The organism is Microbulbifer sp. ABF4_148, from assembly GCF_056158985.1.
This window is the reverse complement of sequence record NZ_JBSWUI010000001.1, coordinates 303,129-324,180: the sequence shown is the minus strand read 5'-3', so window position 1 is coordinate 324,180 and position 21,052 is coordinate 303,129. Positions and strand designations below refer to the sequence as shown.

Genomic DNA, 21,052 nt, shown 5'->3' with positions numbered 1-21,052 from the left:
AGTGAGAGGTTGGCAATGAGCAATATGAATGCGCTGCCGACAGATATCCCCGACGAAGTGAGTAGCCTGCTGCTGCCGCTCGCCGATGGCCAGGTACTGGTCCCCGTTGATGTGCTGTCCGAGGTGATTGCCGTGCAGACGCCGGTTTCTGCCTACGACGCACCTGACTGGTACCTGGGTGAGATTGTCTGGCGTGAGCTGCGTTTGCCGCTGTTGTCGTTCGAAGTGATGCGCGGTAAATCCCTGGCGTCGATGGATGGCAATGCGCGTATTGCCGTGTTGGCGACCGGTGCTGATGAGTTGCCTTTCTTCGCGATGTTGCTGCAAGGGACACCCAGGCTGGCGCGGGTAACCAGGGATCAGCTCGCGGGTCGAGATGCCCCCTGTGCCATGGGTGAACTGATGCATGTATCGCTGGCCGGGGAAGAGGCGGTGTTGCCTGATTTCGAGGCCATCGAGCGCGAGTGTGTCGCCTATCGGGCGCGCAATTAGGGATGCTGATGGGTCCGTGACGGGCCGATGGTGAAGAGTTGAAGGGCGCGAGTATCGCGCGCGATCGACATAAAAAAACGGGGCCTCAGCCCCGTTTTTTTTATTTGCATCATCCACCCGGCGATCAGAACAGTTCTTCCGGCAGTGGCTCGCGCTCTTCCGGCTGCTCATCGCTCAAATCCCGGCTGTCGTAGCCGCGGTCAAAGCCGGTGTCGAAGCGGCGATAACCGCCCTGCGGGGGCAGGTGTTCCGCGCGGAAAGTCTCGAAAATACCGCCGCGGGAGGTGCGCAATCCGGTGGCGGGATCAATCCGCACGGTCACCATGTCATCGGGCTGCGGCAAGTGGCGCTCGGGCAGGCCCTCCAGTGCGGTGGTCATAAAGTCGATCCAGATCGGCAGCGCCGCAGAACCACCGTATTCATTCTTGCCCAGCTCGTCGTTGGAGTCGAAGCCGACCCAGGCGCTGGTGGCCAGGTGCGGGCTATAGCCGGAGAACCATGCGTCCCGCGGGCCATTGGTCGTTCCGGTCTTGCCGGCAAGGTCGCCGCGCTTCATGGCAAGTGCCTTGCGACCGGTACCGCGACGAATCACATCTTTCAGCATCGAGTCCATGATGTAGGCGGTCTGCGGCGACATGATACGCGGTGCGCGGGGACGCGCGGTTTCGCTATCGCCGGCCTCGATGGGGTTCACGCTCAGGTTGCGCAATTCCAGCGGTTCTTCATCGTTTGCTGGCGCCGATGCGGGCACGGCGAGCTCGGCCAGGTCGACCGGCTCTTCGCCGTTCATGGCCACGCCGTCGTCCAGGCAGTTATGGCAAACCGTCAATGGCAGCGCCTGGTAGATACTCTTGCCGTTCACGTCTAGCACCTGATCGACCAGATAGGGTTCGACGCGATAGCCCCCGTTGGCGAAGGCAGCGTAGCCACGCGCCACTTCCAGGGGGGTGAGCGCCGAGCTACCCAGTGCAATGGTCAGGTTGCGCGCCAGCTTGCTGCGTTCGAAGCCGAAGCGCTCGGTGAAATCGAGGGCGCTATCGATACCCAGTGCCTGCAGCAGGCGGATCGAAACCAGGTTGCGCGACATATACAGGGCTTTGCGCAGGCGGGTCGGTCCCAGGAAGGTCCCGGTGGAGTTTTCCGGGCGCCAGACGTCCTGCACATTCGACTCTTCGAACATGATCGGAGCATCATTGATAACGCTGGCGGCGGTGTAGCCCCGCTCAATCGCCGCGGCATAGATAAACGGCTTGAAATTGGAACCGGGCTGGCGCGCGGCCTGGGTGGCGCGGTTGAAGTGACTCTGGCGGAAATCGTAACCGCCCACCAACGCGCGAATCGCGCCGTCCTCGGGGGCCAGAGAGACCAGCGTGCCCTGTGCCGCAGGGACCTGGGCCAGGTGCCATTCCTCGCGCACGGTCGGCTCTTCGAGCGACTCCGCGGGCTCGCCGGGGTCTGCGAAGGGGTCGGCCGCGAGGGTTTCCACCGCATCACCATTGCCCGCGGATGGGTCCGCGGTGGCGGTGCCATCGGGGGTGATCTCGATCCGACGCAGGCGAATCACATCGCCGGGCGCGAACATCTCTTCCGCCGATTTCAGGCGCGGCCCACGGGAATTCTCTGTGACAAACGGTCTGATACCGTCGAGACCATGCTCCCAGTGGACAGTAACGACACGACGGTCACGCAATTGTACCTGCAACTGCTGCGCTTCCACTTCTGTGACCACGGCGGGCTCCAGGCCACCCAGGATCGGAATCTCATTGAGCATGTCGACCAGCTGGTCGTTGTCCTGCAGCAGGGTCGCCTCAATCTGCTGCTCGGGGCCGCGGTAACCGTGGCGACCATCGTAGGTCTCGAGGCCGCGCTGCAGGGCCTCGCGGGCCGCTTCCTGCAATCGGCTGTCGACGGTGGTAATGATCTGGTAGCCCTCGGTATAGGCGCTGTCACCGAACAGTTCGACGGCTTCCTTCCGAGCCATTTCCGCAATGTACGGCGCATGCATATCGAGGTCGCGGCCGTGGTAGCGCGCGCTCACCGGCGCGGTAATGGAGTTCTTATAGTCGGCCTGGTCGATATACCCCAGATCCAGCATGCGCTTGAGGATCCAGTTACGGCGCACCAGTGCGCGCGATGGATTGGCAATCGGGTTGAAGGTCGATGGTGCCTTGGGCAGGCCGGCCAGCATCGCCCACTGGGCCAGGTTCAGTTCGCCGATATCGCGGCCGTAGTACACCTGGGCTGCGGCCTGGAAGCCGTAGGCGCGGTTGCCGAGGAAGATCTTGTTGATATAGAGCGCAAGGATCTCGTCCTTGCTCAATTCCTGCTCAATCTGCAGGGACAGCAGGATTTCATTGAATTTGCGCACGAAGCGCTGCTCGCGGCTGAGGAAGAAGTTCCGCGCGACCTGCATGGTCAGGGTGCTGCCGCCGGACTGAATGGACCCGGTTTGCACGATTTGTGACGCAGCGCGCATCAGGCCCTTAATGGAAACCCCGCCGTGGGAGTAAAATCCCGCGTCCTCGGCTGCCAGTACCGCCTTGATGAACATATCCGGCGTCTGCTCGATGGTGATGGGGTTGCGGCGCTTTTCGCCGAACTCACCAATCAGCTTCATGTCCCGGGAATAGACCCGCAGCGGCGTCTGCAGGCGAATGTCCCGCAGGCTCTCAACCGACGGCAGGCCGGGCTTGAGATACAGAAAGATGCTCGACAGCACCATGGTGGCCCCTGCAGCGCCGGCGAGGGCCAGCCCTAGCAGTGACAGGAGACGATTTCGGACTTTATCGGTCATGAAGTAACTACTAACTAACGTCAGGTGCTGATCTTACAGGGTCAGGTTAACAATTATACGAAGATTGTGCGCTATTACCTATGCAAAAGCCGGTTGCAGCTGTAATTTAAAGTGCTATAACATCAAACCCTCATAACCCACGGAAAAGATAAGAAAAATGGGGATGCTCCCTTTTCTCAACAAAGGCCCGAAGGCCATGCTGGGTCTCGATATTAGCTCTACAGCCGTCAAGTTGCTGGAGCTAAGTCGCAATGGTGCGAAATATCGGGTCGAATGCTACGCAGTGGAGCCTTTGCCGCCCAATGCCGTTGTGGACAAGAACATCAATGATGTGTCTGCGACCGCCGAGGCGATTCGCAAAGTGGTACGCCGCTCCAAGACGCGCCTGCGCCAGGCTGCTGTGGCTGTATCCGGCTCTGCAGTCATCACCAAGACGCTGGAGATGGCCGCTGACCTGAACGAAGATGCGCTCGAAGCGGCGATCGCCCTCGAGGCCGACCAGTACATCCCTTACCCGCTGGACGAGGTAAACCTGGACTTTGAAGTACAGGGGCCCTCTGAAAAAGGCGAAGGCCAGATGGAAGTATTGCTGGCCGCCTGCCGCAGCGAGAACATTGACCAGCGGGTTGCGACCCTCGAAGAGGCGGGCCTGCAGGCCACAGTCGTCGATGTTGAGGCCTATGCAACCGAGCGTGCTTACACCTTGCTGGAGCGCCAGTTCCCGCCGCAGGAGCAGCTCGTTGTGGCCGTGATGGATATTGGCGCCACCATGAGCGCCCTGTCCGTTCTGGTGGACGGCAAGACCGTGTATACCCGCGAGCAGTTGTTCGGCGGGCGCCAGCTGACCGACGAGATTCAGCGCCGATATGGCCTCTCTGCCGAGGAAGCGGGTCTGGCCAAGCGCCAGGGCGGTGGCGGATTGCCGGATGACTATCACCTGGAAGTGCTGGAGCCCTTCAAGGATGCGGTGATCCAGCAGGTAACTCGTTCCCTCCAGTTTTTCTACTCCTCCAGCTCCTACAGCGATGTGGACTACATCATGTTGGCAGGCGGTGTTGCCGCGATGGAAGGTCTTGCCGAGTTGATCGGTGAGAAGCTGAACAAGCCGGTAATCCTGGCCAACCCGTTCCACGATATGACCGTTGCTTCCCGGGTAAACCGGCAGGCACTGGCGGCTGAGGCGCCGTCACTGATGATTGCCGCCGGATTGGCGATGCGCGAGAAGGAGTTCTAATCATGGCGAAGATTAACCTCCTTCCCTGGCGTCAGGAATACCGTGCACAGAAGCAGAAAGAGTTTCAGCAAGTTGCTGTGCTCGTTGTCATTGCGGCCTGCCTGTCGTCGTTCCTGTGGATGAAATCGGTGGATGCCCAGGTTTCTGCACAGAATGAGCGCAACCAGATACTGCAGGGGCAGATCAATGTCCTGAACAAAAAAGTGAAGGAAATTAAGGATCTGAAGAAGCGTCGTCAGGAGCTGATTGACCAGATGCGCGTGATTCAGGAGTTGCAGGGTAACCGTCCGTTGACGGTGCGCTACTTCGACGAAATGGTGCGTGCAGCCCCGGAAGGACTGTGGCTGACCGGGATTAAGCGCGTCGGCCGGACGATGGAAGTCGAGGGTGTTGCAGAGTCCAACAACCGCGTGTCGTCCTTTATGCGTAACCTCGACCGCTCTGATTGGTATGAGGCGCCGAACCTGACGGGTGTTACTGCCAAGCCAGAATTTGGCGAGCAGTCCAGCGCGTTCCAGATGACAGTTCGCGTCAGCGAACGCAAAACAGAAGAAGATGAAGAACAAGCCGCAGCGGCAAACTAAAGGAATCTGGTGATGGCACTGGAGGATTCGCTCAAGAAACTCAATGAAATCGATATCAACGATATCGATTTCTCCCGCGTCGGTGTGTGGCCGCTGCCGGGGCGTATCGCCCTGTTGGCAGTGATCTCCCTGGCGATTGTTGGTCTCGCTTATTACCTGATGATCAGCGACCGTTACCAGACGCTGGAATTTGCCCAGAAGAAAGAGCAGGACCTGTTTGTCCAGTTCGAGCGCAAATCGTTCGAGGCCGCTAACCTCGAAGCGTATCGTGAGCAGCTGGCAGAAATGGATGAAACCTTCGGAGCGCTGTTGAAACAGTTGCCGAAAAAAACCGAAGTGCCCGACTTGCTGGAAGATATCGATGAATATGGACGTGGAAGCGGCCTGACCATTCAAAAAATTGCGGTTCAGAACGAGCAGGCCGGTGAATTTTATGTGGAGCTCCCGATTCGCATCGAGGTGCAGGGTGGTTACCATGAATTCGGCGCTTTCGTCAGCGGTATCGCGGGTATGCCGCGAATCGTGACTCTGCATGATTTTCAGATCACGTCGGACAAAAAGGGTGGCAGTCTGCTGAGCATGGTGATCAACGGCAAGACCTACCGCTACAAAGAGCAGGGGGATGAAAGCTGATGAAAAAGTTGATTCCCCTGATGGCGGTCGTGTCGCTCGCGGGCTGTAGCCTGGATGGCGGCCACAATGACTTGCATCAGCGTATGGCGGCTATCAAGGCCAAGCCGGCCGGCCAGATCGAGCCAATCCCGACCTTTACGCCATACAGCCCGTATGTGTATAGCGCCGCTGCGCTGCGCAGCCCGTTTACCCGCCCGGTGCTCGAGTCGGAGCAGCGCCTGGTTGGGCGCCGCCTGGATGTAGCGCCCGATGAGAATCGCCAGCCCGAGTTGCTGGAAAGCTTTAATTTTGACGCCCTGTCGATGGTCGGCACCCTGTCCCGTGGTGGACAGCTGTGGGCGCTGGTCAACGATGGTAGCGGTGGTATCCATCGCATTACCGTGGGTAACTTCCTCGGTAAGAATCATGGTCGTGTTGTGAATGCGACTCCCGGGCAACTGGATATTTTGGAAATCGTACCTGATGGCACTGGTGGTTGGATCGAACGGCCGCGGGCGCTGACTTTGGAAGAGAAGGACAATAACTAATGATTCACAAGCAACTCGCCAAAGTATTGGCTCCCATCAAGGTGCTGTTGCTGGGCCTGCTGTTATTGCCGCTGGCTGGTCACGCGCAGGTCAACGAGCTGAATGATATTCAGTTCTCTGAACTGCCCGGAAACCGGTTGCAGCTGCGCCTGTCATTCCGTGAGCTCCCACCGGAGCCCACGGGCTACACCATCGAGCAGCCCGCACGTATTGTGATGGACTTTGCTGGTGTAAAGAGTGGCCTGCCCCAGAAAAAGTACTCTCTCGGTGTGGGTTCTGCCCGCAGCGCGGTGATTGTGTCCGGTGAAGACCGCACTCGCCTGATCGTGAACCTGGACCAGCTGCCGGTCTACACCACCCAGCGCCAGGGCAACCAGATCATCATGGACATTGGTGCGGATTCCGCGACGACCGCCGCGACTGTGGCTGCAGCGCCAAAGGTTGAGCCGGTTCGCTCTGCCAATCTCGGCGGCGAGCAGCGCTTCCGCGCCGCCAGCGGCGTGGCGATCGATAACGTGGATTTCCGTCGCGGAGAAGCGGGCGAAGGCAAGGTTATTGTCAGCCTTAGCAACCCGGCCGTGAATATCGATGTCGAGCGCACCAAGGGTCGTATCCAGCTGACCTTCCTCGGCGCGGAACTGCCCGAGTCACTGCGCCAGCGTCTCGACGTGACCGACTTCGCCACCCCGGTGAAAGCGATTACCGTGGATTATGATGGACGCAACACGGTCATTACTGTTGATCCGAGCGGTACCGAATACGATTACCTCGCCTATCAGGCGGATCGCGAGTATGTGCTGAGCGTCAAGCCGCTGAGCGTTGCTGAGATCAAGGAAAAGGCGAAAGAGTTCCAGTTCAGTGGCGAAAAACTTTCTCTGAACTTCCAGGACATCGAAGTACGCTCTGTCCTGCAGTTGATTGCCGATTTTACCGATCTGAACCTGGTGGCCAGTGACACCGTAGAAGGTCGCATTACCCTGCGTCTCGACGGTGTGCCCTGGGATCAGGCGCTCGAACTGATCCTCAAGGCGAAAGGCCTCGACAAGCGTCAGGAAGGCAACGTGATTATGGTGGCGCCCGCTGCCGAGATTGCCGAGCGTGAGCGCCAGGAGCTGGAAACCCGCAGACAACTTGAAGAGCTGGCGCCGCTGCGTACCGAGTATATTCAGGTTCGCTACGCCGATGCCCGTGAGCTGTTTACCCTGTTCTCCGGCCAGACTGGCGGCGGTGGTTTCAATCAGGGCAACTTCGCTGGCGGTCGCACCGACCAGGAAGAGCAGCGCAGTATCCTGTCCGCGCGCGGTAGTGCCATTGTCGATGAGCGGACCAACACCATCATCCTGACGGATACCGAAGAGAAAATTGCCCAGTTCCGCGACTTGATCGCTGCAGTGGACATTCCCATTCGCCAGGTGATGATCGAGGCGCGTATCGTCAACGCCAACACCGACTTCCTGAAAGAAGTTGGGGTCCGCTGGAACTACGGTGAGCACCACAGCGTCAATGACAAGGGCGGTATCGGTGAGGGTGTGGGTAACCTCGACGGATCCTTCTTCCTGGAAGATAACCGCACAGAAGAGCAGGTCACGCGCCTGGTGCGTGACATCAACGGCAACCCGATCGTTGACCCGGCCACCAACACCTTCGTTACCGAGGAAGTGGATGTCGACTTCTGGACACCGGATCTTGCCGATACCCTGCTGGTGGACCTCGGCGTGGCCAATCCTGCGGGTAACATTGCCTACTCCATCCTGAAGAACAATTTCTTCGTGGGTCTGGAGCTGTCCGCGCTGGAGGATGTGGGCAAGGCGGAAATCGTCTCCCAGCCGAAAGTTGTGACCGGTGACAAGCAGGAAGCCAACATCCAGTCTGGTGTGGAAATCCCATACCTCGAGGCGACGTCTTCGGGTGCTGCGTCGGTGACCTTCCGTGAAGCGGTATTGCAGTTGAATGTCACCCCGCTGATTACGCCGGACGACAACATCATCATGGATCTGGATATCAACCAGGACAGTATTGGTCAGCTGGCAGGTAATACCGGTATCCCGACCATCAATGTGAACTCCCTGCAGACCAAAGTGTTGGTGCGCAATGGTGAGACCATTGTCCTCGGCGGTATTTTCGAAAGTACCCTGATTGAGGGTGAGACCAAGATCCCGCTGTTGGGTGACATTCCCTACCTGGGTCACCTGTTCAAGACGACTGTACGCAGTGATGACAAGCGCGAGCTCCTGATTTTCATCACGCCGCGTATCCTCGAAGACGAACTGTTCTTTTCTAAGTGATCGATGATCGATCGTGTCATCTTCCTTGTCGGCCCCATGGGGGCCGGCAAGTCAACCATCGGAAAGCTTTTGGCGGCTGAGCTTCAGCTGCCTTTTGCCGATTCTGACAAGGTGCTGGAAGAGCGCACTGGCGCGGACATTCCGTGGATTTTTGACGTGGAGGGGGAAGCCGGTTTCCGCCGCCGCGAAAGCGAAGTCCTGCACGATCTCTGTGATGGTCCCGTTCAGGTGGTGGCTACCGGCGGCGGCATCGTCCTGGCGGAAGAGAATCGCGACCAGCTGCGCGAGCGTGGCCTGGTTGTTTACCTGCAGGCCTCCGTCGACCAGCTGGTTGAGCGCACGGGTAAGAACAATAACCGCCCTTTGCTGCAGGTGGATGATCCTAGGGCAAAGATTGTCGAGATCCTCGCCGAACGGGAGCCCCTGTATCTGGAGGTTGCCGATATCATTTGTGATACGGATGACTGCTCACCCCGTCAAGCTGCCGACCTGGTTGTCGAGAAGCTAGTCGGCACTGCCGACTCGAGCGCTCCGGTGTCCTGACCCCGCCGATTCCCTCGCGATTGATCCATGTCGTGGTAAAGTGCGCGCTCGCTCGCGCCGAAGTGCTATCGGCAAGCGACCGGTCTTTGAGCATTCTTGCCATTCTGCTTCATTCTTGTCGTGCCATCTGGAGGGCCGCATGTCGAAACTTGTTGTTGATCTGGGAGAGCGCAGCTATCCGATTGTGATCGGCTCGGGCCTGGTGGGTGATGCCGGGGCGCTGACACCGTACATTCGTGGTCGGCAGGTATGTGTGGTGACCAACGAGACCATCGCGCCGCTCTACCTCGAGCGGGTGTTGGCTGCACTGCAGGGGTTCGATCGGGTAGATTCGGTAATCTTGCCGGATGGCGAGGCATTCAAGAACCTGGATACGTTGAATCGCATCTTTGACGCGTTACTGGAGCGTCGTCACAACCGCAGTACTACCCTGATCGCGCTGGGTGGTGGCGTGGTGGGAGATATGACCGGGTTTGCCGCTGCCAGTTATCAACGTGGCGTCGATTTTATCCAGATGCCAACGACCCTGTTGTCGCAGGTGGACTCTTCTGTTGGCGGCAAGACCGGCGTCAACCATCCCCTTGGCAAGAATATGATCGGTGCCTTCTATCAGCCCCGGCTGGTGCTTGCCGATATGGCATCCCTCGAAACATTGCCCGCCCGCGAGCTCGCTGCCGGCATTGCGGAGGTCATCAAGTACGGGATGATCTGTGATGCCCCGTTCTTCGACTGGATCGAGCAAAATCTCGACCGTTTGATGGCCTGTGATCCTGAGGCGCTGGCTTACGCTGTCGAGCGCAGCTGTGCCGATAAGGCGGCCGTCGTCGCGGAGGATGAGCGGGAGTCGGGCCGCCGGGCTATCCTGAATTTCGGCCATACGTTTGGCCATGCGATTGAGTCCGTGCAGGGCTATGGCAACTGGCTGCATGGTGAGGCGGTTGCCGCCGGTATGGTCATGGGAGCGGAACTTTCGTATTTGCGCGGGTTCATTGATGCTGATGTGGTCTCGCGCCTGCGCAAGGTATTGGAGCGCGCCGGCCTGCCACTGGCCGCCCCCAAAGACATGACAATGGATCAGTTTTGGGACGCGATGGCGGTGGATAAGAAAGTGATCGACGGCCAGCTGCGGCTGGTATTGCTGGAGCGTCTGGGGCATGCCGTGGTGCTTGGGGACTCCACCGAAGCGCAGGTGCGCGAGGCCTTGAGCCGCTGCGGTGCCGGGTGACGGATCGCTCGACTTATTCACGCTTGTGAGGAGCGTTTCACAATAGTTTCACTTGAAAGCAGATAAATCGGCTTATTGTTGATTCATTAGTGGATAAATCTGGCAAATCTTGCAATTTCAGGTGGCCGCAAGTAATATTGCGCGCCCTAAAAAAGAAAAGCGGCAATAAAAGCCGACGAAAAAGCCCCTACGTGAGGGCTTTTTTTGTCTGGGCTGACTGGAAGAGAATGTGTGAGGAATCGTATGGGTAGCGCTCTGTATCGGCTGGATGAGTTCAAGGACAACTGTGGCTTTGGCCTGATTGCCCACCTGAAGGGTAAGACCAGCCACAAGCTCGTCCGTACGGCCATCGAGTCCCTTACCTGTATGACGCACCGTGGTGGTATTGCCGCGGACGGGAAAACCGGTGACGGATGTGGCCTGTTGCTGCAGAAGCCTGATGCGTTCCTGCGTGCCGAGGCGCGTGCTGTGTGCGGTGCAGAACTGACCGATACGTATGCGGTTGGTGTCATCATGCTTCCATTGGATGAGGCCGCAGCGCAGTCGGCGCGCGACGTATTGCGCGGAGCGCTGGAAGAAGAAGGTTTTCGCGTTGCTGGTTGGCGTCCGGTGCCAACCAACCCGGACTGCCTGGGCCCAATTGCCCGTGAGTCCCTGCCGCGTTTCGAGCACCTGCTGATCAACGACGCCGAAACCGCGATGGGAGAGTCCCGGTTCAATGCGCGTTTGTTTGTGGCGCGTCGCCGCGCTGAGCAGCGTTTGCTGGCCGGCGGTCATGCGGATGTCTATATCGCCAGCCTGTCCGACCAGGTCGTTTCCTATAAAGGCCTGATGATGCCGGCGGACCTGCCGAAATTTTTCCCTGAGCTCGCTGACGAGCGTCTGGAATCCGCCATCTGTGTATTCCATCAGCGCTTCTCCACCAACACCATGCCCCGTTGGCCGCTGGCGCAGCCGTTCCGCATGCTCGCACACAACGGCGAGATCAATACGATTACCGGTAACCGCAACTGGTCTGTTGCGCGTACGCCAAAGTTCGCCAGTGAGTTGTTGCCCGAGCTCGCGGAGCTGGCACCGTTGGTGAACCGTGAAGGTTCTGACTCCTCCAGCCTCGATAACATGCTGGAGATGCTGTCTGCGGGCGGTATGGAGTTGCACCGCGCGCTGCGCATGCTGGTGCCGCCGGCGTGGCAGAATGTCGAGAGCATGGACGCCGATCTGCGCGCATTTTACGAATACACGTCCATGCACATGGAGCCGTGGGACGGCCCTGCCGGCCTGGTAATGACCGATGGCCGTTATGCCGTCTGTACCCTCGACCGCAACGGGTTGCGACCCTCCCGCTGGGTGATTACCGACGACGATCTGATTACCGTTGCCTCGGAAGTGGGCACTTACGACTACCAGCCGGAAAATGTGGTTGCCAAGGGGCGCCTTGGTCCGGGCCAGATGCTGTCCGTCGATACCAAAGAAGGCAAGCTGCACCACACCGCCGATATCGACAATATGCTGAAAAAATCCCAGCCCTATAAAAGCTGGTTGAAAGGCAAGGCGCGGCGTATCCGTTCCACTCTGGTGACGGCACCGGTGGACAACAACTTCTCCTACGAACAGTTCAAGGTGTACCAGAAACTGTTCAGCTCCTCGATGGAAGAGCGCGACCAGGTGATCCGCCCGATGGCGGAAGCCGGCCAGGAAGCCGTGGGTTCCATGGGTGACGATACCCCGATGGCGGTGTTGTCCCGTGGCAACCGCTCCCTGTACGATTTTTTCCGTCAGCAGTTTGCCCAGGTCACCAACCCGCCGATTGACCCGCTGCGTGAAACCGTGGTGATGTCTCTCGAGACCCTGTTGGGGCGAGAGAAGTCCGTATTTGAAGAAACGCCCGAGCACGCCGATCGCGTGATCCTGTCTTCGCCGGTACTTTCACATATGAAGTACACCGCGCTGCTGGACGTGAAGCGGGTCGGTTTCGAATCGAAAATTTTCGACCTGAATTACGACCCGTCCACAACCGATCTGCAGGGTGCGATCCGCAAGCTGTGTGCGGATGTCGAGGCGGAAGTGCGCGATAACGGTGTGGTGCTGGTGGTTCTGTCTGACCGCGAAATTCGCGAGGGCATGCTGCCAATCGATGCACTGCTGGCTACGGGGGCGGTGCACCACCATCTGGTACACGCTGGCTTGCGCTGCGACTCAAACGTGGTGGTGGACACTGCCAGTGCGCGCGACTCGCACCAGCTGGCGTGCCTGCTGGGTGTGGGTGCGACGGCCGTGCACCCGTATTTCTCTTACAGCATCATCAATCACCTGATTGAAACCGGCGAGCTGCAACTGGATGCCGCCGAGGCGCAAAAAAATTATCGCAACGGCATCATCAAGGGATTGTTAAAGATCCTGTCGAAGATGGGGATTTCTACCATCGCTTCCTACCGCGGTGCGCTGCTGTTCGAGCTGGTTGGTCTGTCCAAAGAGGTCGTTGAACTGTGCTTCCCCGGTACGCCGAGCCGTATTGAAGGTGCCGGTTTTGCCGACCTGGAAGACGATATGGCCGCGCGCGCGAAGATCGCGTGGAAACCTCGCAAAGCGGTCTCTCCCGGTGGCCTGCACAAGTTTGTATACGGTCAGGAATACCATGCGTTCAACCCGGATGTGGTGAAGGCACTGCAGGACGCGGTACGCACCGGCGACTACTCGGCGTGGCGCGACTATGCCGAGCTGGTCAATGAGCGTCCGGTCGCCACCTTGCGCGACCTGATCGGTTTACGCGATGACCTGACGCCGATTCCACTGGAAGAAGTGGAGCCAGCAGAAAATATTCTGCGTCGCTTTGACTCTGCGGCGATGTCACTGGGTGCACTGTCACCGGAAGCGCACGAGGCCCTGGCGCAGGCCATGAACCGCCTCGGTGGCCGCTCCAACAGTGGCGAGGGTGGTGAAGATCCTGCCCGCTTTGGTACCGACAAGGTTTCCAAGATCAAGCAGGTGGCCTCTGGCCGCTTCGGGGTAACCCCGCACTACCTGGTGAATGCGGAAGTGCTGCAGATCAAGGTGGCCCAGGGTGCCAAGCCCGGTGAGGGTGGCCAGCTGCCCGGTGGCAAGGTGAACGAACTGATCGCGCGCCTGCGCTACTCCGTGCCCGGTGTGACCCTGATCTCGCCGCCGCCGCACCACGATATCTACTCCATTGAGGATCTGGCCCAGCTGATCTTCGACCTCAAGCAGGTCAATCCGGATGCGCTGGTGTCTGTGAAGCTGGTGTCCCGTCCGGGCGTCGGCACCATCGCTGCTGGTGTGGCCAAGGCTTATGCTGACCTGATCACCATCTCCGGTTACGACGGCGGTACAGCGGCAAGCCCGATTACCTCCATCCGCTACGCCGGCTCCCCGTGGGAGTTGGGCCTGGCAGAAACCCATCAGACCCTGCGTGCCAATGACCTGCGCGGCAATGTGCGCGTGCAGACCGATGGTGGCCTGAAGTCCGGCCTCGACGTGGTCAAGGCGGCCATGCTGGGCGCCGAGAGTTTCGGCTTCGGTACTGCGCCGATGGTGGCGCTGGGTTGTAAGTACTTGCGTATCTGTCACCTGAACAACTGTGCCACCGGTGTTGCCACCCAGAACAAAGACCTGCGTGACGAGCATTACATCGGCACCGTCGAGATGGCGATGAATTTCTTCCGCTTTGTGGCGGAAGAGACCCGCGAATGGATGGCTCGTCTGGGCGTGCGCAGTATGGATGAACTGGTGGGCCGGGTAGACCTGTTGCAGGTGCTTGAGGGTAAAACCACCAAGCAGCAGAAGCTGGACCTGTCGCCGCTACTGCACACGGATGAACTGCTGGAGAGCAAGCCGCAAACCTGTCAGCTGCCGCAGAATGATCCGTGGGACAAGGGCGAGCTGGCCGAGCGCATGGTGGCCGAAGTGCTGCCGTCGATCGAGAGCCTGTCCGGTGGCGAGTTCGAATTTAAAGTGGGCAACTGCGACCGTTCCATCGGTGCGCGCCTGTCTGGTGAGATCGCCAAGCGTCACGGTAATCAGGGCATGGCTGATGCACCGATCAAGTTGCGCCTCAAAGGTGTTGCCGGCCAGTCCTTCGGTGTCTGGAATGCCGGTGGCCTGGAGATGTATCTCGAGGGTGATGCCAACGACTATGTGGGCAAGGGCATGGCTGGCGGCAAGCTGGTGATCCGTCCGCCCGAGGGCAGCGTGTTTGCCTCGCAGGATACGAGTATCGTGGGCAACACCTGTCTGTACGGTGCCACCGGCGGCAAACTGTTTGCCGCAGGTCGTGCCGGTGAGCGTTTTGCTGTGCGTAACTCCGGTGCCTTTGCGGTTGTCGAAGGCGCAGGTGATCACTGCTGTGAATATATGACCGGCGGCATGGTCGCGGTCCTCGGTAAGACCGGAGTGAACTTCGGTGCCGGTATGACCGGAGGCTTCGCTTACGTGCTGGATATGGAGCGCAACTTCTTCGACAAGTGTAACCACGAGTTGATCGAGCTGCGTCGGATCAGTGCGGAAGCGCTGGAGGAATACCAGAGCCATCTGCGCAGCGTCATTGAAGAATACGCGGCCGAGACCGGCAGTGCCTGGGGTGCGGAACTGCTGGATAATTTCGACGACTACCTGAGCCGCTTCTGGCTGGTGAAGCCCAAGGCTGCGAGCCTTGCAGGGCTGCTGTCCGACGTGCGCAAGCGCGGTGAATAAGGGGAACCGATTATGACTCAACGACTCAACAACGATTTTCAGTTTGTCGACGTGGGCCGTGCGGATCCTGCGAAGAAAGACATCATTACCCGGACCAATCAGTTTGTAGAGATCTACAAACCGTTCACCGAACGTCAGGTGGCCAGCCAGGCACACCGTTGCCTGGATTGCGGCAACCCGTATTGTGAATGGAAGTGTCCGGTGCACAACTACATTCCCAATTGGCTGCGCCTGATTTCCGAGGGCAATGTCATGGAAGCCGCGGAGCTGAGCCATCAGACCAACTCGCTGCCGGAAGTCTGTGGCCGTGTTTGTCCACAGGATCGCCTGTGTGAAGGTGCCTGTACCCTGAACGATGGTTTTGGTGCGGTGACCATTGGTAATGCGGAAAAGTACATTACCGATACCGCGTTTGCCCTGGGCTGGCGCCCGGACCTGAGCAACGTCAAGAAAACCGACAAGCGTGTCGCTGTGATTGGTGCCGGCCCCGCAGGCCTCGCCTGTGCGGATGTCCTGGTGCGCAATGGCGTGCAGCCGGTGGTGTTCGACAAGTATCCCGAAATCGGTGGCCTGCTGACCTTTGGTATTCCCGAGTTCAAGCTGGAGAAATCCGTGATGCAGCAGCGTCGTGAGATTTTCACCGAGATGGGGGTCGAGTTCTGCCTTAACACGGAAGTGGGCAAGGACATCAGCTTCGAGCAGATCATGCAGGATTACGATGCGGTATTCCTTGGCATGGGCACCTACAACTACATGAAGGGTGGTTTCCCCGGCGAGGATCTGCTCGGCGTTTTTGATGCACTGCCGTTCCTGGTGGCCAATGTGAATCGCAATATGGGCTGGGAAAAGTCTGCGGAAGAATTTATCTCGGTCGAAGGTAAGCGGGTTGTGGTACTCGGCGGCGGTGATACCGCGATGGACTGTAATCGAACCTCCATTCGCCAGCATGCGGCGAGTGTGACCTGTGCCTACCGTCGTGACGAGGAAAACATGCCCGGCTCCCGCCGCGAGGTGGCCAACGCCAAGGAAGAAGGGGTTAAATTCCTGTTTAACCGCCAGCCGGTGGAGATTGTCGGGGACGACCAGGTCACTGGCGTTAAAGTTGTTACCACGCAGTTGGGTGAGCCCGATGAGAATGGTCGCCGCCGCCCGGAAGTGGTGCCTGGCTCTGAGCAGGTGATTCCCGCCGATATCGTACTGGTGGCCTTCGGTTTCCGTCCGAGCCCGGCCGAGTGGTTCGGTGACCACAATATCGAGGTTGCCGACTGGGGCGGTGTGGTCGCACCCGAGGAGCAGGAATATAAGTTCCAGACCTCCAATGCCAAGGTGTTTGCCGGCGGCGATATGGTGCGTGGCTCCGACCTGGTGGTGACTGCCATCTGGGAAGGTCGTCAGGCGGCCGAGGGTATCCTCGACTATCTGGACGTTTGATTCCGCCCGCGAGTTGACACCAGAGTCGACTCGAACTGCACAGCCCGGTGGTCTCGCCGCCGGGCTGGCTGGAACCCTTGGCCGCGCGCCCGTACAATAGCCGCCCTCCTGAATACGGCTATTGTGCACATGTCTGATACTACCTTTCCCGAGCTGAAGAACGACCGTTTCCTGCGCGCCCTGCTGCGCCAACCGGTAGATCGTACCCCGGTGTGGATGATGCGCCAGGCGGGACGCTACCTGCCGGAGTACCGCGCTTCGCGTGCGGAAGCTGGCAGTTTTATGGACCTGTGCAAGAACACCGCGCTGGCCTGTGAGGTCACCCTGCAGCCGCTCGAGCGCTATCCGCTGGATGCTGCCATTCTGTTTTCCGACATTCTCACCATCCCGGATGCCATGGGTTTGGGGCTTTACTTCGCTGAAGGGGAGGGGCCAAAGTTCCACAAGCCCCTGCGGTCTGCTGCGGATATCGAGGCCCTGCAGGTGGTCGATACCGCCAGCCAGCTCACCTATGTGACGGATGCCGTGACAATGATCCGCCGAGAACTGAATGGCCGGGTGCCGTTGATCGGTTTCTCCGGTAGCCCCTGGACCCTGGCGACCTACATGGTGGAAGGCGGCTCCAGCCGCGATTTCGCCCGGACCAAGGAGATGCTCTACACCCAGCCCGAGTTGATGCATCAGCTGCTGACGGTGCTGGCGGATTCAGTGATCGATTATCTGAACGCGCAGATTCGTGCGGGTGCACAGGCAGTGCAGATCTTCGATACCTGGGGCGGTGTGCTCAGTCACGAGGCATACCGTGAATTCTCTTTGCAATATATGGCGCGTATTCTGCAAGGGTTGATCAAGGAGCATGACGGCCGCGCCGTGCCGGCGATCCTGTTTACCAAGGGCGGCGGGCAGTGGCTTGAAGCAATGGCCGAAACCGGTGCTACGGGCCTCGGACTTGATTGGGCGACGGACATTGGCGCCGCGCGCGCGCGGGTGGGCGATCGTGTCGCCCTGCAAGGCAATCTGGATCCGGCCATCCTGTATGCGTCGCCAGCGCGCATTCGCGATGAAGTGGCACGTATCCTGGCGGCATTCGGCCAGGGCAGTGGACATGTGTTTAATCTGGGTCACGGGATTACGCCCAAGGTAGATCCGGCGCATGCCGGCGCGATGATCGAGGCCGTGGTTGAGCTCTCCCCCGAGTATCACTAATCGCGCCGGGTGGCGCGCCGGTGCTCGGTGCCCCGGGATTTTGAAAAAGCATTAGGTGCCAATGGCGTGGCGAAAAGGTCGTGCTATTAGGTGGAATTTCGTGCTATAAAAGCGGGTTGCTGCACACTTTTGGGCAGTAAATTACTAAAAAGAACAATATTGGGCTGGCGGGAACGCGTAATCACGTGGCGATCGAGCAAGTAAAAGTCTTTGTCGAGGAGTTGCAGCGGGGCATGTTTGTGTCGCGCTTGGATCGACCGTGGACGCATACACCTTTCGCCCTGCAGGGATTTTACATCCGTGATCTCGAAGAGATTCGCCAGCTGCAGAAGTTTTGTCGCTACGTTTATATCGATGTCACCAAGACGGTGGGTGATGTCGGCGTAAATTTGCGCCGCATGTCCCAGGCGGCCGGCAAGGACTTCACCAACAAAACGTCCTCCAGTACACAGGTCCGCCGCCGGGTACCCCCGGTCATTCCCTGTCGGCCCGTGCAGATTTCCCACTCGACCTACTCGAACCCCGCGCCTGCAAGATCGGTTGCCCGCACTGCCCGCAAGCTCAATGTGCGGCTGCAGCAATGCATGGGTGAAGTCATGGCGCAGCTGGATTCAAAGGCCCCGCTGCCGATGAAACAGGTACAGCGGGTCGTCGATGAGCTGGTTGAGAATGTGCTGCGTAGCCCCGATGCGCTGGCCTGGCTCGCGCGGGTGCGCGAGAAGGATGAGCATACCCACAGCCATGCGCTGCGCGCGAGTATCTGGGCGGTCTTGTTCGGCCGCCATATTGGCCTGCGCCGTCATGAGCTGATGCAGCTCGGCACCGCCGCACTGCTTAAAGATGTCGGCAAGATCATGCTGCCTGACGAAGTGCTGCGTGCAGAAAAACGCGATGCCCGCAGTGAGCTGGAATATCGCAAGTTCGTTGACCACAGCGTGCGATTATTATCGGCCGAATCCGGTATCGATCCGCAGGTGCTCAATATCGTGCAGTGCCATTGTGAAAGGCACGATGGCAGCGGCTACCCGCGTGGCTTGCGCGGCGACAAGATTCCGGTGCTGGCGCGCATGTGCGGTATTGTCAGTTTCTACGATGAATCCACCAATCCCCGGGGAACCGAGTTTCCGGTGGCGCCTTCCAGGGCGGTCGCGCAACTGTACGACCAGCGTGGAATCTCCTTCCATGAGCAGTTGGTAGTCGAATTCATTCAGGCGATTGGCCTGTACCCAACGGGTACAGAAGTGGAATTGTCTACCGGGGAAGTGGCGGTTGTGGTTGAGCAGAGCTATGGCCATCGCCTGCGTCCCAAGGTGATGGTAGTGACCGACCACAACAAAAAACTGTTGCCCAAACCCCGTCTTCTGGACCTTGCTGCGGATGATGATCGCAAGCAGCGGTTGATCGAGCGGGGCAAGCTGACCGCGTCGGACAAGATTACGATTGTTCAGGATCTGGAGCCGAGCCGTTACCCGGACGTGGATGTCGCCGCGGTGCGGGATCACTACCTCTTTTCCAAAACCGGGCTGAGCGGCCTGGTGTCGAAATTGTTGCCCGCTTAAATCCGGGCATTTTCCTTATTGTTTCTTTCCGTGCATCGCCGGCGTTTCTGCGCCTGCTCTGTGCGCGTTGACCTGTGCCGCGCCGTCGTGCGTCGACGTGGCGGCACAGGCGTTAAGGCGCTGCGTCAGTCTTGCAGGTCGCCGAAGTGCTCACCCATGCGCACCGGGCTATCCGCGCGCAGGTTATCCAGCCATTTCACCTTGTCTGCGCCGAACAGCATGATGACGGTCGAGCCCAGTTTAAAACGCCCCATCTCGGCACCTTTTTCCAGGGTGATGGGCTTGTTGTCCGTGTACTGAGTGGTCTGTACCCGCCGCTTCAGTGGCGCAACCTGACCTGCCCACACGGTTTCAATACTGGCGACAATCATGGCGCCCACCAGGATCATTGCCATGGGCCCGGCTTCTGTATCAAACACGCAGACCACGCGTTCATTGCGCGCGAACAGGCGCGGTACATTTTCCGCAGTTACCGTGTTCACAGAAAACAGCTGTCCCGGCACGTAGGTCATGCTTTGCAGGGTGCCGGTGACAGGCATGTGCACGCGATGGTAATCCTTTGGGGACAGGTAGACGGTGGCGAAGTCACCACCGGTAAACTGTGCGGCGATTTGCGGATCTCCGCCCACCAGTTCCAGCAGGCTGTAATCGTGGCCTTTGGCCTGGAAAATACGCCCGTTGTGGATCTCCCCCAGTTGGCTAATGGCACCATCAGCGGGGCAGGCGATTGCCTCGTCATCGGCTACGATTGGGCGGGCACCGTCTTTCAATGCGCGGGTAAAAAAGTCGTTAAAGCAGGGGTAGGCCGTGCAGTCGGTTTCCACTGCCTCCTCCATGTCGACATCGAAGTGATCCACGAACCAGCGGGTGAAGGGATCCTTGATGGATTTGATTCGGGTCTCGGCGAGCCAGCCCGCTGCGCGCGACAGCGCATGCTGGGGAGTGAGGTATTGCAGTGTGGTAAACAGTTTAGGGTTCATTAGATGCGTTCTTGTTGCTGTTTGCTGTGTATTTACTGGGCGACCGGTGTATCGGGCAGGTTGCCCCATTCGCTCCAGGATCCCGGATAAGCGCGGATATCAAAGCCAAGCGAGCGTCCGACCAGCCAGGTGAACCCGGAGCGGTGATGGCTCTGGCAGTGCGTCACAATCGGCCGGGCGCCATCGATGCCTATCGCCGCGAGAAGCTCCCGCGCGTCTTCGCGGATGCGCAGGTCCCGCTGCGGATCCATTAACTGGGTCCATTCACAATTGATCGCCCCCGGGATATGCCCGCCTCTCAGAGCCACCACCCGTTCGCCGCGATACTCCTGCGGCGATCGCGCATCCCAGATACAGAATTGGGGGTCGTCGAGCTGGGCCAAAATATCCTGCGCATCCACCATGACATTTGGGTGGAGTGTAATGTCGATATCGCTGGGCGTTGCCGTGCCGGCTTGTTGGGTAACGGGGAGTCCCGCGCCTCGCCACGCGTGCTGGCCGCCGTTTAAATAGCTATAGCGCGTGTGGCCAACCACTTCCAGCGTCCACAGCAGGCGTCCGGCCCAGCCGCCGCCCTCATCGTCCATCGCGACCACATGTTTATCGGGGCCGAGTCCGATCACACGGAATACCTGGGTTAACTGTTCTTTGGACGGCAGCTTTCCCGCTGCGGGCGGTGTGCCGGCCATCAATGCACGAAACGGCAGGTGGATCGCACCGGGTATGTGTCCCGCTGCGTAGTTTTCCGGCGAGCTGAGATCCACGATCAGCAGCTCTTCGTGCTCGAGCATGGAGGCGAGTTGCTCTGGCTCAAGAATCAGGGGCAGATTGTCAGACAAGGGGCTCTCCCGA

At 59.1% G+C, this 21,052-nt stretch carries 15 protein-coding genes; 12 read left to right on the top strand and 3 right to left on the bottom strand.

The genetic code is table 11. The annotated features are described in order from the left end of the window. Nucleotides 1-15: 15 nt before the first annotated feature. Complete coding sequence (locus tag ACXAD0_RS01325) at nt 16-492, top strand: chemotaxis protein CheW (RefSeq protein WP_475086541.1); 477 nt, start codon at nt 16-18, stop codon at nt 490-492. Nucleotides 493-616: 124 nt separating this feature from the next. On the opposite strand, the gene ACXAD0_RS01320 is transcribed toward ACXAD0_RS01325, so the two are convergent. Next, a complete protein-coding gene (locus ACXAD0_RS01320) occupies nt 617-3,286 on the bottom strand; it encodes a penicillin-binding protein 1A (RefSeq protein ID WP_475086540.1) in 2,670 nt (889 codons plus the stop codon). A gap of 157 nt (nt 3,287-3,443) precedes the next feature. Here ACXAD0_RS01320 and ACXAD0_RS01315 point away from each other — a divergent pair, with 157 nt between their 5' ends. The 11 genes from ACXAD0_RS01315 to ACXAD0_RS01265 all read left to right on the top strand — a co-directional run bounded on the left by ACXAD0_RS01315 (nt 3,444) and on the right by ACXAD0_RS01265 (nt 19,220). Further along, on the top strand, nt 3,444-4,520 hold the full coding sequence (locus ACXAD0_RS01315; RefSeq protein ID WP_475086539.1) for a pilus assembly protein PilM: 1,077 nt from the start codon (nt 3,444-3,446) through the stop codon (nt 4,518-4,520). A 2-nt stretch (nt 4,521-4,522) separates the two neighbouring features. Beyond that, the gene (locus tag ACXAD0_RS01310) at nt 4,523-5,104 is read left to right on the top strand and encodes a PilN domain-containing protein (RefSeq protein WP_475086538.1); all 582 of its coding nucleotides are present in this window, start codon (nt 4,523-4,525) and stop codon (nt 5,102-5,104) included. 12 nt (nt 5,105-5,116) lie between these two features. After that, entirely contained in the window at nt 5,117-5,737 is a 621-nt protein-coding gene (locus ACXAD0_RS01305; protein ID WP_475086537.1) for a type IV pilus inner membrane component PilO, read from the top strand. Continuing rightward, nucleotides 5,737-6,264 (top strand): pilus assembly protein PilP, encoded by a 528-nt coding sequence (locus tag ACXAD0_RS01300; RefSeq protein ID WP_475086536.1) that lies wholly within the window; start codon nt 5,737-5,739, stop codon nt 6,262-6,264. Before ACXAD0_RS01305 ends, ACXAD0_RS01300 begins: the two co-directional genes overlap by 1 nt. Further along, the gene (locus tag ACXAD0_RS01295) at nt 6,264-8,549 is read left to right on the top strand and encodes a type IV pilus secretin PilQ (RefSeq protein WP_475086535.1); all 2,286 of its coding nucleotides are present in this window, start codon (nt 6,264-6,266) and stop codon (nt 8,547-8,549) included. The genes ACXAD0_RS01300 and ACXAD0_RS01295 overlap by 1 nt, the downstream gene beginning before the upstream one ends. Nucleotides 8,550-8,552: 3 nt before the next feature. Continuing rightward, a complete protein-coding gene (aroK, locus tag ACXAD0_RS01290) occupies nt 8,553-9,092 on the top strand; it encodes a shikimate kinase AroK (protein ID WP_475086534.1) in 540 nt (179 codons plus the stop codon). Between the two features lie 139 nt (nt 9,093-9,231). Continuing rightward, nucleotides 9,232-10,317: a 3-dehydroquinate synthase gene (gene aroB, locus ACXAD0_RS01285; RefSeq protein WP_475086533.1), complete on the top strand. Its 1,086-nt coding sequence runs from the start codon at nt 9,232-9,234 to the stop codon at nt 10,315-10,317. A gap of 243 nt (nt 10,318-10,560) precedes the next feature. Further along, nucleotides 10,561-15,024 (top strand): glutamate synthase large subunit, encoded by a 4,464-nt coding sequence (gltB, locus tag ACXAD0_RS01280; RefSeq protein ID WP_475086532.1) that lies wholly within the window; start codon nt 10,561-10,563, stop codon nt 15,022-15,024. Between the two features lie 12 nt (nt 15,025-15,036). Next, nucleotides 15,037-16,455 carry an FAD-dependent oxidoreductase gene (locus tag ACXAD0_RS01275; protein ID WP_475086531.1) on the top strand — a complete coding sequence of 473 codons (1,419 nt, stop codon included), beginning with the start codon at nt 15,037-15,039 and terminating at the stop codon, nt 16,453-16,455. A 129-nt stretch (nt 16,456-16,584) separates the two neighbouring features. After that, nucleotides 16,585-17,661, top strand: coding sequence for a uroporphyrinogen decarboxylase (gene hemE, locus ACXAD0_RS01270; RefSeq protein WP_475086530.1), 1,077 nt, complete (start codon nt 16,585-16,587; stop codon nt 17,659-17,661). A gap of 185 nt (nt 17,662-17,846) precedes the next feature. After that, on the top strand, nt 17,847-19,220 hold the full coding sequence (locus tag ACXAD0_RS01265; RefSeq protein ID WP_475086529.1) for an HD-GYP domain-containing protein: 1,374 nt from the start codon (nt 17,847-17,849) through the stop codon (nt 19,218-19,220). Between the two features lie 125 nt (nt 19,221-19,345). On the opposite strand, the gene asd is transcribed toward ACXAD0_RS01265, so the two are convergent. Beyond that, nucleotides 19,346-20,200 carry an archaetidylserine decarboxylase gene (gene asd, locus ACXAD0_RS01260; protein ID WP_475086528.1) on the bottom strand — a complete coding sequence of 285 codons (855 nt, stop codon included), beginning with the start codon at nt 20,198-20,200 and terminating at the stop codon, nt 19,346-19,348. A gap of 32 nt (nt 20,201-20,232) precedes the next feature. Continuing rightward, nucleotides 20,233-20,991: a sulfurtransferase gene (locus ACXAD0_RS01255; RefSeq protein WP_475090284.1), complete on the bottom strand. Its 759-nt coding sequence runs from the start codon at nt 20,989-20,991 to the stop codon at nt 20,233-20,235. Between the last annotated feature and the right edge of the window lie 61 nt (nt 20,992-21,052).